The sequence below is a fragment of the Mesorhizobium sp. M7A.F.Ce.TU.012.03.2.1 genome, from assembly GCF_004006095.1.
In the GTDB taxonomy this organism is placed as follows: domain Bacteria; phylum Pseudomonadota; class Alphaproteobacteria; order Rhizobiales; family Rhizobiaceae; genus Mesorhizobium.
On the sequence record NZ_CP034779.1, the window covers coordinates 4392463 to 4407695 of the forward strand.

The following is a 15233-nucleotide window of genomic DNA, read 5'->3' on the forward strand; positions in this document are numbered from 1 at the left end:
GAGCAAGGAGCGAAGCGACGCGGCGCAGACCCTGGGATCCATGCCGCGACCGTCGGGCTGAATACCGACGGTGCAGATTGAGCGCACCTCGTCTACTGTTTTCAGCTCGCTAGCAGGCACATGTTTTCTGCACCGTTGCGTTCTTCGGTTGGCGTCCCGGCATGGATCCCAGGGTCTTCGCGACGGAGCTTTGCTCCTGCTTCGCCCAGGGATGACGAACCCCAGGAGCGATTTGTCGGGAAATGATTCCGGCAGGGCTGGACAGGACCGATGGTGGCGGCTATATGCCCGCCAACGCCGGTTTTTGCCGGCCGAGTGGGTGCGTAGCTCAGTTGGTAGAGCAGCTGACTCTTAATCAGCGGGTCCACAGTTCAATCCTGTGCGCACCCACCAAATTCTTCAAAGACTTGGTGGAATGACCCTGAAAGCGAGACGCGTTTGACGCGTCTCGGGCAGGCTGTCTGACTGTGATTCTTTAACCGCGCTATCCGGATCTCGTTGCGATTCAGCCACGTTGAAAAATGCGGCTCAGAAACCGGCCGAATCGAAAAGCAAGGCTCTTTTCCCCGGCTGCAGCATCGCTGGCGCCAGTTCCGTCTTTTCCCCCGGAGAAATCGCTGATGAGCCACCAGAAGAAGACCAGGAAGACAACGAAAATGCCGGTGTCGATCGGGCCATGACTTGAATAGCTGCTGTGACGGAACACAACAGCGACCGCTCCGGCGATAAACACCGCAGCTGCGGCAGGATGAAATTTCTTCATCCGCAAAATCTATTTGAGAATCGCCGTTACGGGAAGATGCCTCCTTTGTCGTGACAACGGCATCTTTGTCGGCCGATACGGGGAATGGATAACTACTTCTCCGAAACGCCAGCCTCGGCAAAACTCGCCATCCTTGCATGGCACTCCAGCGCCGAGCGGACGATGTTGACGGCGAGGCAGGCGCCGGAGCCTTCACCGAGCCGCATGCCGAGATCGAGCAGCGGTGGCAGGCTAAGCGCTTCGAGCAGGCCGCGATGGCCCGATTCGGCCGAAACGTGCGCGGCGATTGTGTGGGCGAGGCCGGTCGGGTGCAGCTTTGCCAGCGGGGCCGCGGCGGCGGTGCAGACGAAGCCGTCGAGCAGTACGGGTATGCCGAGATGCCGGGCGGCGAGCGTCGCGCCGAAGATGGCGGCGAGTTCGCGGCCACCGAGTGCTGCAGCAATGCCCAGCGGATCGGCGAGGGTGGCCACGTGACGCTGCAAGCCGGCTTCGATGGCGACGACCTTGCGCTTCAGACCGGCGTCGTCAACGCCAGTGCCGCGCCCGGTCCATTTTTCCGCGCCGCCGCCGAACAGGGCTGCTGAGATGGCAGCCGCCGGCGTCGTGTTGCCGATGCCCATTTCGCCGAAGCAGATCAGGTCGAGATCCTTCGTCACGGCATCATAGCCGGCCGAGACCGCCTCCAGAAAGGCCTTCTCGTCCATTGCCGGCCCTTGTGTGAAATCGCCTGTCGGATGGTCGAGATCGAGCGGAATGACGTCGAGTTCGGCGCCGGCCATGCGGGCAAGCTGGTTGATGGCGGCACCGCCGCCGGCGAAATTCGCCACCATCTGCACGGTGACCTCGGAAGGATAGGCCGACACGCCTTGCGCGGTGACGCCATGGTTGCCGGCGAAGACGAAGACTTTTACGCGGTCGAGTTTTGGCATGTCGCGGCCCTGCCAGCGCGCCAGCCAGGCGGCGATCGTCTCCAGCCGGCCAAGGCTGCCTTGCGGCTTGGTCAGCGTGTCCTGGCGGCGGGCGACCGCATTGGCCGCGGCATCGCTGCCGGCCGGCAGGTCGAGGCAGGCGGCGCGCAATTCACTAAGGGATTTGAAGGGCATGGGGGCAAAGTCTCCGAAAAGGAATCAGGCCAAGAGAATCAGGCCAAAGGATCAGGAAAGCGCTACGGAAGCGACGAGCAGCACCGCGATCTCGCTTGCCTGCTGCAAGGCTCCGATCGTGTCGCCGGTCTGGCCATCGATCTGGTTGAGGCAAAGGGCGCGGAAAGCGGCAAACAGCAGGCCAAGCAGGATCAGCGCGAAGATGGCTCCGCCCAGTCCAAGCAGGAGCAGCGGGATCGCGCCGAGCACGGCGCCGGCGATGGCGGTTTCCTGCGAGACGGTGCCGGCATCGGCCGAGAGGCCATCGACCCGCGCTGAAGGCAAGAGATGCATGAAGGCGCCAAGCAGGCCGCGCGAGGCCGCGTGTGCGGCTATGAGGGCGAAGAGGGCCTGAGTGGGATCGACGAACTCCGACAGCGCGCTCCAGCGGATCAGCAGCGACAGGCCCAGCGCCGCGGCACCATATGTACCGATGCGGCTGTCGCGCATGATCTCGAGTTTGCGGCCGCGCGATTTGCCGCCGCCAAAGCCGTCGGAGACGTCGGATAGCCCGTCCTCATGCAGGCAGCCGGTGGTGAGCACGGTTGCCACGAGAGCAAGGGCCGCCGCTGGCCCCATGGCCAGGCCAAACCGTTCGGCCGTGGCAAAGACGATGGCGCCGATCAGGCCGACGACAAGTCCGGCAATGGGGGCTGCCCAGATCGCGGCGGCAAGGCTGCGGCCGCGAAAATCGAAGACGGGCAGCGGCAGACGGGTGAAGAAGACCAGGCATAGCGCGATGTCGTCGACAACCTGCCGCGGTGAAAGGGCCAGATTCCTGAACTTCATGCTCTAGCCTCTCGCAATCGCATGGAAGAAGGTGCCGCTGACATGGCCGCGCCGGTAGCCCGAGGCGCCGATCGGATTGCCCAGACCGTCGGCAAGGTCGGCCAAGGGGTCGTCATTGCCGGTAGAGGTCATCTGCGCATAGTGGAATTCGTGGCCGCGGATCAGCGCACCTTGTGAGCCCAGCGGGCAGTCGGCGCGCAACCGCGCCTCGCGGTAGCCGAGATTCATCTTGCGTTTGGCGAAGCTGGTGGAATGGCCGAGCAGGCCGAGCATCGCATGCGTGTCGCCCGATGCGTCCTCCAGCGCTTCGCCCAGCACCATGAAGCCACCGCACTCGCCATGGATGGGCTTTGTCGTGGCAAAACGCGCCATCCCGGCGCGGAAAGTCGCGGCGGCGGCGAGCTTGCCGGCGTGAAGCTCGGGATAGCCGCCGGGCACCCAGCAGACATTGCAAGCCTCGTCGGGCGCTTCATCGGCGAGCGGCGAGAACGGGACGATTTCGGCACCCGCCTTGCGCCAGTAGGCGGCGACATGCGGATAGAGGAAGGTGAAGGCGGCATCCTCGGCCAACGCGATCCGCTGGCCGGGCGGCGCCAGTGCGTCGGTGAAGCCGCCAGACGCCGGGGTGAAGGGTGTCGCCAGGGCCATGATCGCATCGAGGTCGAGCGATTTCTCCGCCATATCGGCCAGCCGGTCGAGATGCGCCATCAGGTCGTCATATTCGCCGGCCTGGACGAGGCCGAGATGGCGTTCGGGCAGGTTCAGAGTGGGATCGCGCAGGATGGCGCCGACGACCGGCAGGCCGATCGCCTCGATGGCGTCGCCCGACAGCCGGCGGTGCCGCTCGCTGCCCAACCGGTTGAGCACTACACCGGCCATGCGTACATCCGGATCGTAGGTGGCAAAACCCTTGGCGACGGCGGCCGCGGTGGTCGACTGGCCGGAAACGTCGAGCACCAGCAGCACCGGCAGGCCGTAGAGCCGCGCCAGGTCGGCCGCCGAACCGGTGCGGCCGGGCGAGGCCGGAATGCCGTCGAACAGGCCCATGGCGCTTTCGAGGATGACGAAATCGGTGTCGTCGGCGGCTTGCGCGGCGAGTGCGTTGAGCAGCGATGGCGGCATCGCCCAGCTGTCGAGATTGACGCCGGACAATCCCGTGGCGGCGGTGTGGAAGCCGGGGTCGATATAGTCGGGGCCGGATTTGGCGCCTCGCACCTTCAGCCCACGCCGGGTGAGCGCGCGTAAAATGCCGATGGTGACGCTGGTCTTGCCGGAGCCGGAGCGCGGCGCGCCGACGATGATGGCGCGGGCCGTCATGCTTGTCCCGCCAGTGCCGCGCGCATGGCAACGATGCCGCCGACGATGATCAGCGCCGGCGAGGCAAGACCGGCGGCCGCGGCTTCCTCGGCAATGGTGGCGAGCGTGGCGACGACGGTTCGTTCCTGCGGCGTGGTCGCCGCGACGATCACTGCCGCCGGTGTCGACGGCGCCAGCCCGCCATCGAGCAGTGCCGCCGCGATCAAAGGCAGGTTGGCCATGCCCATATAGACGACGACAGGCTGGCCGGTGCGGGCGATTGCCGCCCAATCGAGATCGTCATCGGTGCCGGCGGCGTGGCCGGTCGCCAGGATCACTGCCTTGTTGATGCCGCGCATGGTGGCCGGAATGCCGGTCGCGGCCAGAGCGCTGAGGCCCGAGGTCAGGCCTGGCAGCACGCGGAACGGGATGTTTTCATGCGCCAGCGCCAGGGCTTCTTCGCCGCCGCGGCCGAAAATATAGGGATCGCCGCCCTTCAGCCTGACGACGCGGCGGCCGTCGCGCGCCAGCCGCACCAAAAGGGCGGTGATGTCATCCTGTTTCATCGACGGTTTTCCGCCGCGCTTGCCGGCAAAGAAAAGCTCGGCATTTTCGGCGACGGCGACGACATCCGATGAGACCAGCGCGTCGTAGACCAGCGCATCCGCCTCGGCCAAAGCCGCCAGCACTTCGAGCGTCAGGCAACCGGGGTCGCCGGGGCCGGCGCCGGCCAGCCAGACATGGCCCGGCTCAAGCCGGCGCGGCTTGAAATTCAGCTGGGACAACGCCTTTTCGAGCGTAGTGTTTTTGGTGCTGCCGCTCACAATCCGTCCCGTCCGCGAAAACGCCGCTGATAGTGGGCGTCGTATAATGAACTCTCGCCAAAACCTTCCGCTGCCAGCGAGCGGCCGACGAAGATGATCGCCGTGCGCTCCATCGGATCAGCGGCCAGCAACGCCTCGATGGTCGCCAGCGTACCGGTCAGCACACGCTCGTCCGGCCAGGAGGCGCGGAAGACGACCGCCACCGGGCAATCGCCGCCATAGTGCGGTGTGAGTTCGGCAACGACGCGGTCGATGGCGTGGATGGCCAGATGAATCGCCAGCGTGGCGCCGGTGCGGCCGAAGCCGGCCAGCGTTTCGCCGGGCGGCATTTTTGACGCGCGCCCTGAGATGCGTGTCAGCACCAGGCTTTGCGCGACTTCGGGAATGGTCAGCTCACGGCGCAATGCGGCGGCGGCTGCGGCGAAGGAGGGGACGCCCGGCGTCAGCGTGTAGGGAATGCCATGCTTTTCCAGCCGGCGGATCTGCTCGGCGACAGCGCTCCACACCGACAGGTCGCCGGAATGCAGGCGGGCGACATCCTGGCCTGATTTATGCGCGTCGAGATAGGCGGCCTCGATCTCGTCGAGCGACATCGGCGCGGTGTCGATCAGTTTTGTCCCCGGCGCGCAGTGCTGCAGCAATTCGGGCGCGACGATCGAACCGGCATGCAGGCAGACCGGGCAGCTTGCCAGCAGCCTCGCGCCGCGCAGCGTGATGAGGTCGGCGGCACCCGGACCGGCGCCGATGAAATGGACGGTCATGGCGCATCTCCGCTGATGGCGATGGCGCAGGTGACCGGGCCGAGCACCGTGCGGGGGCCAAGCAGTCTGGCGCCGGCGCCGGCAACGGCGAGGGCGGACGTCTCGGAAACCGATGGCGTGCCGGCGAGTTCTTGCGAGAGGTCGGAATGGCTAAGCGTGTCCGAGGCGGCCTGAAGGGCTGCATCATCGACGATGATGACCGGAAGGTTCAGCGCGCGGCCAGCGGCGGCGATCGCTTCTTCATCCTTCTTGAACTCGGCAGTCGCCAGTGCCGAAAGCGCCGTCATCGTCAGGCCATGAGTCTCCAGCGCGGTTTCGATCGCGGCAAGCACGTCTTCGACGCTCACGCCTTTTCGGCTGCCGATGCCCGCGACCATCATGGCTTGACCCAGCTCCATTGGGTCACGGGCATGGCCGGCCGCCAGGCCTGCATCGCGCCGACCGGCGATGCGCGAGAGATGGCGATGCGGGTGAGATCGCCGCCGAGCTTGGTATGCTGGGCGAGGAGCAAGGCTTCCATCTCCAGCGTCACCGCATTTGCCACGAGACGGCCGCCCGGGCGCAGCGCCTTGATGGCAGCATTCAGCACGCCGGCATCGCTGCCGCCGCCGCCGATGAAGATCGCGTCCGGCGTGTCCAGCCTGGCAAGTGCCCTGGGCGCGCTGCCTTCCACCACGACAAGGCCGGGAACGCCGCAGACGGCCGCGTTGCGGCCAATGCGGGCGGCGCGGATCGGATCGGCCTCGATGGCAATGGTGCGCATCGAAGGGTGGGCCAGCATCCATTCGATGCCGATGGAACCGGAACCGGCGCCGATGTCCCACAGCAATTCGCCGCGCCGCGGCGCCAGCGCCGACAGGGTGATCGCGCGGATCTCGCGCTTGGTGATCTGGCCGTCATGGTCGAACAGATGATCGGCAAGGCCTGATGTGAGCGGCAGGACGCGCGCGTCCGGACCGGATTCAACTTCGACCGCCAGAACGTTGAGTGGATTGATGTTTTCGAGATCGAAGGCATCGGCGCGGATCGTGCGGTGGTCCTCGCTTGGCCCACCCAACGCCTCCAGGATCGTCAGCCGCGATGCGCCGAAGTCGAGTTCGGTGAGCAGGCGCGCTATTGCAGCGGGGGCTTCGGCATCCGAGGTCAGTGCCAAAATGCGCGCGCGTGGCTGCAGCAGCGGCCGGATCAGGTCGAGCGGCCGGCCGTGCAGCGAGACGGTCTCGATGTCCTGCAGCGCCCAGCCAAGGCGCGCGGCCGCCAGCGAAACGGCCGACGGTGCGGGGATGACATGCATCTCCTGTTGCTTGACCTTGCGCGCGAGGGTGGCGCCGACGCCGTGGAAGAACGGATCGCCTGAAGCGAGCACGCAGACGCGCCTGTCGGCAAGCGCCAGCACGTCAGCCATCTCGGCATCGAAAGGAACCGGCCAGGCGCGCGCCTCGCCCTTGGCGAAGGAAGCGACCAGCGCCAGGTGCCGCTTGCCGCCGAAGATGATCTCCGCCTCGGCAATCCGCTGCTTGGCCTCGTCGCCGAGACCAGCTAAACCGTCCTCGCCGATGCCGACGATTGTGAGCCATTTTGGGGTGAGCTTGGCACCGCGCGGACCTTCAGCAGGCATGATGACCCACCGTATTCTGATCCTCGGCGGCACCACCGAAGCCCGGCAACTGGCCGGAAAACTGGCGGCGCGCGCCTCGGTCACGCTGTCGCTGGCTGGCCGCACTGAAAGCCCGGTCGCGCAAGGCGTGCCGGTGCGAACGGGGGGCTTTGGCGGTGCCGATGGATTGGCCGATTATTTGCGGAAAGAGCCTATCGATCTGCTGATCGACGCGACGCACCCCTATGCGGCGCAGATCTCCGCCAATGCGGCGCAAGCCGCGCGCGTGGCCGGTGTGCCGATCCTTGCGCTGCGACGCCCCGGCTGGGAGCCTGTCGAAGGCGACCGCTGGACTGAGGTCATTACATCCGGCGATGCCGCGCGAGCGCTTGGACTGGCGCCGCGCCGTGTTTTCCTGGCGCTGGGCCGGCAAGAGGTCGCTGCTTTCGAAGCTGCGCCCCAGCATCATTATCTCGTCCGCAGCGTCGACGCGATCGAGCCCAAGCTTGCCGTGCCGGATGCGAGCTATCTTCTGGCCCGTGGCCCGTTTCGTGAGGCGGAGGAACGCGCGCTGCTCGAAAAGCAACGCATCGATGTCGTCGTGTCCAAGAACAGCGGCGGCGAAGCGACTTATGGCAAGATCGCCGCGGCGCGGGCGCTTGGCCTCGAGGTGGTCATGATCCAACGGCCAGTCTTGCCGGATGTTCCCGCGGCTGAAAGCGTTGAAGCGCTGACCGTGTTGGTCGATCATTTTGTCCGTCCCGTGGACGAGCGCGGCGTGTAGACCAGCGCCGGCTTCTCCGCGCGCTTGATGATGCGGGTCTCCGGCGAGCCGATGATGATGCAGGTCGCCATGTCGGCCTTCTCTGCCTCGACATCGGCCAGCAGGTAGACCTCGATGCGCTCATCCGGGCGGCCGGCGGCGCGGCCGAAAATCACCGGTGTGGTGCCGGGCAGGATCGCGGTGAGGCACTCGAAGGCGCGGCCGAGCTGCCAGGGGCGCGCCTTGCTGATCGGGTTATAGAGCGCGATGACGAAGCCGGCGCCGGCTGCCGCCAGCAGGCGCAGTTCGATCAGCTCCCATGGCTTCAGATTGTCGGACAGCGAGATGGCGCAGAAATCATGGCCGAGCGGCGCGCCGATGCGGGCGGCGACCGCCAGCATGGCGGTGATGCCGGGCACCACAGCGACATCGACCGCGCGCCATTCGGCCGGGCCGGCCTCGATCGCCTCGCAGACGGCCGCCGCCATGGCGAACACGCCGGGATCGCCACCGGAAACCACCGCGACGTCGTGGCCCTCGGCGGCTTTGATCAGTGCGTCCTTGGAGCGGGCGAGTTCCTCGCGATTGTCGGAAGCGACTCGGGTCTGTTCCGGGCGCAATTCCAGCCGGTCGAGATACGGTTTGTAGCCGTAAAAGAATTTCGCCTCGGCGACGGCGCGGCTGGCTTCCGGAGTGACTTGATCGGCATTGCCGGGCCCAAGGCCGATGACAGTGAGACGGCCGCTCATGCCTGCGCTCCCACGGCGCCGGGGCGGCCGGACCAGCCGGCGACCAGCACGATGGCGAAATAGGGCGCCTTGTCGTCCGTCTTGTCGGCCAGCTTCATCGACACGCTGCCGGCCATGGTACCGCGCTCGACATAGACGGCGCGCGACAGCTTGGCCGTAGCCTCCAGCGCCCGCCTGATCTTTGGCAGGTTGCGGCCGACCTTCATGATGACGGCGGCATCGGTGTCAGCCAGCCGGCGCGTCAGCTCGAACTCGCTCATCGTGCCGGGCAGCACCGTCAGCACATCGTCGCCCTGGACGATCGGAACACCAGTCTGCGACCAGCAGCCGGACATGGCGGTGACGCCGGGAATAACTTCGGTCGGGAAGCGATGGGCGAGGCGCACATGCAGATGCATGTAGGAGCCGTAGAAAAGCGGGTCGCCCTCGGACAGCACCGCAACCATCCTGCCTGCCTGAAGGTGCTCGGCGACCTTCTCGGCGGACTCCTCGTAGAAAGCCGTGATCTGCGAGCGGTAGTCGTCGTGATCCCTAGCGATTTCGGTGGTGACGGGATAGAGCAGCGGCAATTCCGTCATTTCAGGCCGGAACTGCGCTTCGACGATGGCGCGCGCATTGCTGTTGTTGCCGCGCTTGGCGAAATAGGCCACGACATCGGCTTCCGCCAAGGCCCGCGCGGCTTTCAGGGTCAGCAGTTCTGGGTCGCCGGGACCGGTGCCGACGCCGACGAGACGGCCTTTGGGAAGCGCGTTCACAGGCCCGGCCTCGCCAATGAATTGAGCGCTGCGGCGGTCATGGCGCTGCCGCCGAGACGGCCACGCACGATGGCAAAGGGAACGCCGTAGGAATTCTCGGCCAGCGCGTCCTTCGATTCGGCAGCACCGACGAAGCCGACCGGCATGCCGATGATGGCCGCAGGCTTCGGCGCGCCGTCGCGCAGTTTTTCCAATAGATAGAACAGCGCGGTCGGTGCATTGCCGATGGCAACCACCGAGCCCGCCATGCGCTCGCCCCACAAATCGATCGCGGCGGCCGAGCGGGTGTTGCCGATTTCCCTGGCGATGTCGTGCGTGCGCGGATCGCGCAAGGTGCAGATCACCTCGTTGCCGGCCGGCAGCCTGGCGCGGGTGACGCCATGCGAGACCATTTCCGCGTCGCAGAAAATTGGCGCGCCCGCCGCCAAAGCGGTGCGGGCCGCGGCAACCAAATCCGTGGAGAACACAAAATGACTTGAAGATTCGACCTGGCCGCAGGCATGGATCATGCGGATGGCGACATCGGCCTCGGCCTCGGAGAAGCGCGACAGATCGGCCTCGGCGCGGATAATGGCGAAGGAGCGCTCGTAGATCGCCGTGCCGTCATGGATGTAGTCGTAGGCGGCCATGCTCATTTCCGTTTTTCAGTTTGGGCCTGTCGGTAAGCCTCGGCGATACCGGCCGGCCCGAGCCTTGTCAGGCAAGCAGCGGCAGTCTCGCCTTGATATCGTGCGCTGCGGATCATTGCCGCGACGCGGCGGATGCCGCGCGCGGCGTCATAGCCCGGCCTGTAGCCCGCAGGAAGGGCCTTTGCCGTCGCGTTCACGACAAGTCCGGCTCCGTTTTCGCCGCCGACAATCGTCAGCGTCGCCAGGCCGGGGTGGGCGCAGCCTTTGGCACAGCCGGAAATGTGCAGGGTGAAGTCGAGGATGTCGGCGTTTTCAGTGGCAATCGTCTCGGCGATCTCGCGCGTGGCAATGCGGCCGGAGGCGCAGGCCGGCGTGCCGGGGCAAGCGGCTATGCGCGTGCGCGGGTCGGTGGGGGCGGTGACGAAGCCGAGGGCGGTGGCGGTGTGTTGGAGGGGTTGGTTGGCTGCCGGTAGCTGACCGAGGAAGAGCAGGGCGCGGCCGGGGGCTAGGCGGATTTCTGAGGTGCCGAGGGCGAGGGCGTGTTGGGCGAGAGCGATGATCTTCTCTGCTGGCATGCTGCCGTAGGGGAGGGCGATGCCGAGGGCGGTGGCGTCGCCGGCTAAGGGGAAAAGGCCGATAGGTTTACGCGAGGCGCCCCCCTCTGTCCTGCCGGACATCTCCCCCTCAGGGGGGGAGATCGGCAGCTTAGGCGCCGGCTTTTCCTTACCAACACCGGAGATTGGCGAAACCATCGGTGGCAGCGTAATCTCCCCCCTTGAGGGGGAGATGTCTGGCAGGACAGAGGGGGGCGCCTCGCGCAAACTTGTCGAGCATAGCCAACCCGCCAGAGACACCAACTGCCTCTCAGTCAAATCCCTCGCATGAGCCTCGCGGCTTTTTTCGGCAACCATTCTTAGGGCCGCGACGGTGATGTCGCACGCCGAGCCTTCATCGGCAGTGACAAGTGGCCTCCCATTCCACCCATCACCCGCGACAGACACCCGCCACCGAACTCCTGCATCGACCCGCACTGCAGCAAGCCGCACATCGGCCGTCACCGAATCCATCGTCAACTGCCCGCAGCCATCGACAATCACGGAAACCTTCGGCCCCAGCATTGGCGCTAATCCAGCCTCGTCAATCGCCGCCCTGATCCGTTCAGCCAGTGGCCGGGGATCGGCAATCTCCTGCGGATCAATGCCGGCCAGCGGGCCGGTCTCCACCGGCACGCCGGTGCGCACCGCGATATCAAGCGCATCGACCTCCGCCGCCAGCAGCATCGCGCTGTCCGTCGTCAGCCCACGTATCTGTAGACTGCCGCGCGCGGTGACTTCCATGATGCCATTGCCATGCCACAAGGCGGATTCGGCTAACCCGATCAAAAGCTTCGGCGACAATCCTCCAGAAGTCGGGCCTCCAGAAGATGGGCCTCCAGCAACCGGGTTGAGCCGCACCAAAAGCCCGTCGCCGGTTTGCATTGGCACCGACAAAGCCGGGCAGGCGCCGCGACGAGAGAAGGCGTTCATGCCGCCACCCCAAGCGCCTCGGCCTCGGCAATCATGGCCGTGAGATCGTCGTCGATGGAGTTGCGCAGGGGATGCCACAGGCCACGCCGTCGCGCCGACAGGAAGCGCTCGGCGATGACTTTGGCGGCGGCGGGGTTCTCGCGCAGGATGAAGGCGCGGACCATGGGATCGCCGAGATAGGCATCGTGCACTGCCTCGATCAGCGTGCCCGAAATGGCGTGCGTGGTTTCGGCGAAGCCGACCAGGCGGTCTACGGTTTCGGCAAATTCGGAGGCGCCACGCGGGCCGTGGCGCATCTGTCCCGATATGAAGCGTGGATTGACGGCGCGGGCGCGCACCACCCGCGATACGGCCTCACTGAGCGAACGCGGCTTGGGCTTTTGCGGGTCCGTGGTGTCGAGCACGATGACGTCGGCATTCCTGCCGAGCGCCGCAAGGGCGGCCGAAAAGCCGCCGATGAAAGCGACCTCGGCGGAGCCTTCGAGGATGTCGCGGCCGGGGTCGTCGCCGGTGTGGACGAGAAGATCGGCCTCGGCGATGCGGGTTTCGAAGACGCCGGGCACCGATACGCCTTCGCCCTTGGCACCGCCATAGGCATGCGAGGTGGCGTCGAGATAGGCGCGGCCGATTTCTTCGCGCGCCACCCAGTTACCGGAGGACAAGATATCCTCGACGCCGGCGCCGTATGTGCCGGGTGAGGTGCCGAAGATGCGCGGGCTGAGCTTGCCATCGGCACGGGTTTTGGCCGCGAGCGGGTTTTCCGAGTCCTCCTCGTCGCGGGCGGCCACCGCGTTGGCGGCGGCATCGATCAGTGCGATCTGGGTCGGGAACATGTCGCGGAACAGGCCCGAAATGCGCCAGGTGACATCGACGCGCGGCCTTCCGAGCGTGGCCGGCGGCAATACCTCGATGCCGGTGATGCGGCCGGTCGCCGAATCCCATTGCGGCCGGCAGCCCATCAGAGCCAATCCTTGCGCGATCTCCTCGCCGCCGGTGCGCAGTGAGGCCGAGCCCCACAGGTCGATGACCAGCGAGCGCGGCCAGTCGCCATGCGACTGCATGTAGCCGCGCACCACTTCCTCCGCCGCTGCCTTGCCCAGATCATAGGCGGTCGGCGTCGGCATGGTGCGTGGGTCCGAGGTGAACAGGTTGCGGCCGGTGGGCAGAACGTCCGAGCGACCCCGCGCGGGCGCGCCGGCCGGGCCGGCCTTGACGTGGCGGCCATCGAGCGCGGCGAGCAGCGCCGCTTTCTCGGCGTCAGCGCTTTGTCGCCGCATGGCGTCGGGCTCGTCGTCGGGCGCGCAGCCATAGATATGCAGCCCGTCCTTGATGGCGAAATCCTTGAGGTCGCAGAGCCAGGCGTCGATGCGGCGCAGCGCTTCGTCCGGAGCGTCGGTCCCGGCGACGCCCGCGTCGGAGGCGAGACCGGTCTTTTGTGCGGTGTCGACGATCAGTTTCGCCAGACGGTCGCGGCGGCGGCGGTCGAGCCCGTCGGCCTGGGCATATTCGTCGACCAGCCGCTCGAGCTTGTTCTGGTTTTCGTCAAGCCCGGCGCCGGTCAGCGGCGGTGGCAGATGGCCAAGGGTGACGGCGGCGATGCGGCGCTTGGCTTGCGCCGCTTCGCCTGGGTTGGAGACGATGAAGGGATAGATGACGGGCAAGGGACCCGTGACGATCTCGGGAAAGCAGTTTTCCGACAGAGCAACGGTTTTGCCCGGCAGCCATTCCAGCGTGCCGTGTGCACCGACATGCACCAGCGCATGGACGCGGAGCGACTTGCGCAGCCACAGGCCGAAGGCGATCAGCGCATGACGTGGGGGGAGCGTCGGATCGTGGTAGTCGGTGCGGCGGTCGGCGGAGCGGCCGCGATCCGGGGCGAGTGCTACGGTGATGTTGCCGAAGGTCGCGGCGCGGAAGGGGAAGCTTCGGCGCGAGGCGCCCCCCTCTGTCCTGCCGGACATCTCCCCCTCAAGGGGGGAGATTGGCAGTTTTGACGCTCCGCCCTCTCCTGCAACATTGGAGATTGGCGAAACCGGTAATGACAGCGCAATCTCCCCCCTTGAGGGGGAGATGTCCGGCAGGACAGAGGGGGGCGCCTCGCGCAGACCCGTCTCATCTTCCACCTTCCCCCAAGCGGCTTCGACTGCAGCAATTGCCGCAGTCGGCAATTCGGTCGAGAAGGCCATGTAATCCTGGAAGGCCAGCCCGTGCTCGCCCGTTTCCAACATACCCAGCAACTCACGCGGCGTCTCCGGAATCCCCTCAACCCCGTAGCCCTGATCCCGCAGGTCCTGCAGAATGGCCAGCACGCTGGACGGCACGTCGAGGCCGACGGCATAGCCGGTGCGGCCGGGGGCGCTGGGATAATCCGGCATCAGGATCGCCAGCTTGCGCTTGGCCCGGGGCGTCTCCCGCAACCGGATGAAGGCCGCGATGCGGTCAGCCACTTGCGCCACGCGATCCGGTTCCGGCCGGTTGGCGAAAGCGCGGTGGCCAAGTGCTGGATCGATCTCGCTCTCGCCCTTGAAGGAAATGGCGCCGGCCAGGATGCGGCCGTCGAGCTCGGGCAGCACGACATGCATGGCAAGGTCGGCGGGCGCCAGGCCGCGCTGGTTGTTCTCCCAGATGTCGCGGCGGGTGGTGGCGACGATGACCTGGAAGACCGGCACGCCGGCGCGGTCGAACAAGGTCTCATTGCCCGGTTCGGCACCGGACGCGAAAGCGGTAGCGGTGACGATGGCGGCGGGTTTCAGTGAGGCGAGTGCTGTTTCCACGAAGGCCAGGGATGCCGGGTCCTTGAGGCTGGAGACGAAGATTGGGACCGGGTTGATGCCGCGCTGTCGCAGAGCTTCAAAAAGTGCGTCGATTGGCGCGACATCGGCGGCCAGCAGCATCGAGCGGTAGAACAGGATAGGCACGACCTTTCCCTCCCCCTCGAGGGGAGGGTGGCCCGCAGGGCCGGGTGGGGTCGGTACGACCGGACGCGGCGTTTCTTTGAGTCGGCGCGCCTCGGAGAGGACCCCACCCCCGGCCTGCGGCCGGACCCTCCCCTCGAGGGGGAGGGGGACGACGCCGCGGCCGGGTTCGTAGTAGCCAGCTTTGGGCACGGCGACCGGTTCGACGAAAGGCGCATCCGACCCCGCCAGCCGCGCCAATCTCCGCACCAGCGCGCTCATATTCGCCGGGCCGCCCTCGCGGAAATAGTCGAGCAGGCCGTCCAACTCTTCGCGCGGCAACGTCGAGGCTTCGATCAGGCGCAGATCCTCGTCGCGGCATTCGCCGGGCAGCAGTGCCAGCTTTATGCCGCGTTCGCGGGCAGTCGAGGCGAGCTGGTCGCAGCCGTAGCGCCACCAGTCGTAGCCGCCGAGGATGCGCACCAGGATGATCTTGGCGTGGCGGGCGACGCTGTCGACCCAGAGGTCGACGGACATGGGATGGCGCAGGTCACGCAGGGCGGCCAGCCGCATCGAGGGCCGGCGGCCGGCATCGGCCTTCCAGGCGGCTGCCAGTCCGGCGAGATCGCTGTCGGTGAAGGACAGGGCCACGATATCCGCCGGCGTCTGCCGCAGATCGACCGGCTCGGCGAGGTCGTCGAGCGAGGCGGATGTCGTGGTGAGGATGTGCATCGCGACCCGTGTC

General features: G+C 66.6%; 14 protein-coding genes and 1 tRNA gene. 2 read left to right on the top strand and 13 right to left on the bottom strand.

Going from position 1 to position 15233, the window contains the following annotated elements; translation table 11 throughout:
• Positions 1-317 precede the first annotated feature (317 nt).
• A tRNA-Lys gene (locus EJ079_RS21445) sits at positions 318-393 on the top strand.
• 112 nt (positions 394-505) lie between these two features.
• On the opposite strand, the gene EJ079_RS21450 is transcribed toward EJ079_RS21445, so the two are convergent.
• The 8 genes from EJ079_RS21450 to cbiE form a co-directional block, all read right to left on the bottom strand.
• The gene (locus tag EJ079_RS21450) at positions 506-763 is read right to left on the bottom strand and encodes a hypothetical protein (protein ID WP_127810059.1); all 258 of its coding nucleotides are present in this window, start codon (positions 761-763) and stop codon (positions 506-508) included.
• A gap of 92 nt (positions 764-855) precedes the next feature.
• A complete protein-coding gene (gene cobT / locus EJ079_RS21455) occupies positions 856-1866 on the bottom strand; it encodes a nicotinate-nucleotide--dimethylbenzimidazole phosphoribosyltransferase (protein ID WP_127810060.1) in 1011 nt (336 codons plus the stop codon).
• 51 nt (positions 1867-1917) lie between these two features.
• Entirely contained in the window at positions 1918-2694 is a 777-nt protein-coding gene (gene cobS / locus EJ079_RS21460; RefSeq protein WP_127399295.1) for an adenosylcobinamide-GDP ribazoletransferase, read from the bottom strand.
• A 3-nt stretch (positions 2695-2697) separates the two neighbouring features.
• Complete coding sequence (locus EJ079_RS21465) at positions 2698-4011, bottom strand: cobyrinate a,c-diamide synthase (protein WP_127810061.1); 1314 nt, start codon at positions 4009-4011, stop codon at positions 2698-2700.
• The gene (gene cobA / locus EJ079_RS21470) at positions 4008-4814 is read right to left on the bottom strand and encodes a uroporphyrinogen-III C-methyltransferase (RefSeq protein WP_127810062.1); all 807 of its coding nucleotides are present in this window, start codon (positions 4812-4814) and stop codon (positions 4008-4010) included. The genes EJ079_RS21465 and cobA overlap by 4 nt, the downstream gene beginning before the upstream one ends.
• A complete protein-coding gene (gene cobM / locus EJ079_RS21475) occupies positions 4811-5575 on the bottom strand; it encodes a precorrin-4 C(11)-methyltransferase (RefSeq protein WP_127810063.1) in 765 nt (254 codons plus the stop codon). Before cobM ends, cobA begins: the two co-directional genes overlap by 4 nt.
• A complete protein-coding gene (locus tag EJ079_RS21480) occupies positions 5572-5955 on the bottom strand; it encodes a cobalamin biosynthesis protein (RefSeq protein ID WP_127810064.1) in 384 nt (127 codons plus the stop codon). Before EJ079_RS21480 ends, cobM begins: the two co-directional genes overlap by 4 nt.
• Positions 5952-7193: a precorrin-6y C5,15-methyltransferase (decarboxylating) subunit CbiE gene (cbiE, locus tag EJ079_RS21485; protein ID WP_127810065.1), complete on the bottom strand. Its 1242-nt coding sequence runs from the start codon at positions 7191-7193 to the stop codon at positions 5952-5954. The genes EJ079_RS21480 and cbiE overlap by 4 nt, the downstream gene beginning before the upstream one ends.
• 1 nt (position 7194) lies before the next feature.
• Between cbiE and EJ079_RS21490 the strand changes: the two genes are divergently transcribed.
• Positions 7195-7956, top strand: a complete 762-nt coding sequence (locus EJ079_RS21490) for a cobalt-precorrin-6A reductase (RefSeq protein WP_127270798.1) — start codon at positions 7195-7197, stop codon at positions 7954-7956.
• On the opposite strand, the gene EJ079_RS21495 is transcribed toward EJ079_RS21490, so the two are convergent.
• The 5 genes from EJ079_RS21495 to EJ079_RS21515 are packed head-to-tail and all read right to left on the bottom strand — an operon-like array spanning position 7920 to position 15220.
• Entirely contained in the window at positions 7920-8684 is a 765-nt protein-coding gene (locus tag EJ079_RS21495; protein WP_127271898.1) for a precorrin-3B C(17)-methyltransferase, read from the bottom strand. The two genes, EJ079_RS21490 and EJ079_RS21495, sit on opposite strands and share 37 nt — an antisense overlap.
• Positions 8681-9439, bottom strand: coding sequence for a precorrin-2 C(20)-methyltransferase (locus tag EJ079_RS21500; protein ID WP_127810066.1), 759 nt, complete (start codon positions 9437-9439; stop codon positions 8681-8683). The genes EJ079_RS21495 and EJ079_RS21500 overlap by 4 nt, the downstream gene beginning before the upstream one ends.
• Positions 9436-10068, bottom strand: a complete 633-nt coding sequence (locus tag EJ079_RS21505) for a precorrin-8X methylmutase (protein ID WP_127271902.1) — start codon at positions 10066-10068, stop codon at positions 9436-9438. Before EJ079_RS21505 ends, EJ079_RS21500 begins: the two co-directional genes overlap by 4 nt.
• Positions 10069-10070: 2 nt before the next feature.
• Complete coding sequence (gene cobG, locus EJ079_RS21510) at positions 10071-11594, bottom strand: precorrin-3B synthase (protein WP_127810067.1); 1524 nt, start codon at positions 11592-11594, stop codon at positions 10071-10073.
• On the bottom strand, positions 11591-15220 hold the full coding sequence (locus EJ079_RS21515; RefSeq protein ID WP_127810068.1) for a cobaltochelatase subunit CobN: 3630 nt from the start codon (positions 15218-15220) through the stop codon (positions 11591-11593). The genes cobG and EJ079_RS21515 overlap by 4 nt, the downstream gene beginning before the upstream one ends.
• Between the last annotated feature and the right edge of the window lie 13 nt (positions 15221-15233).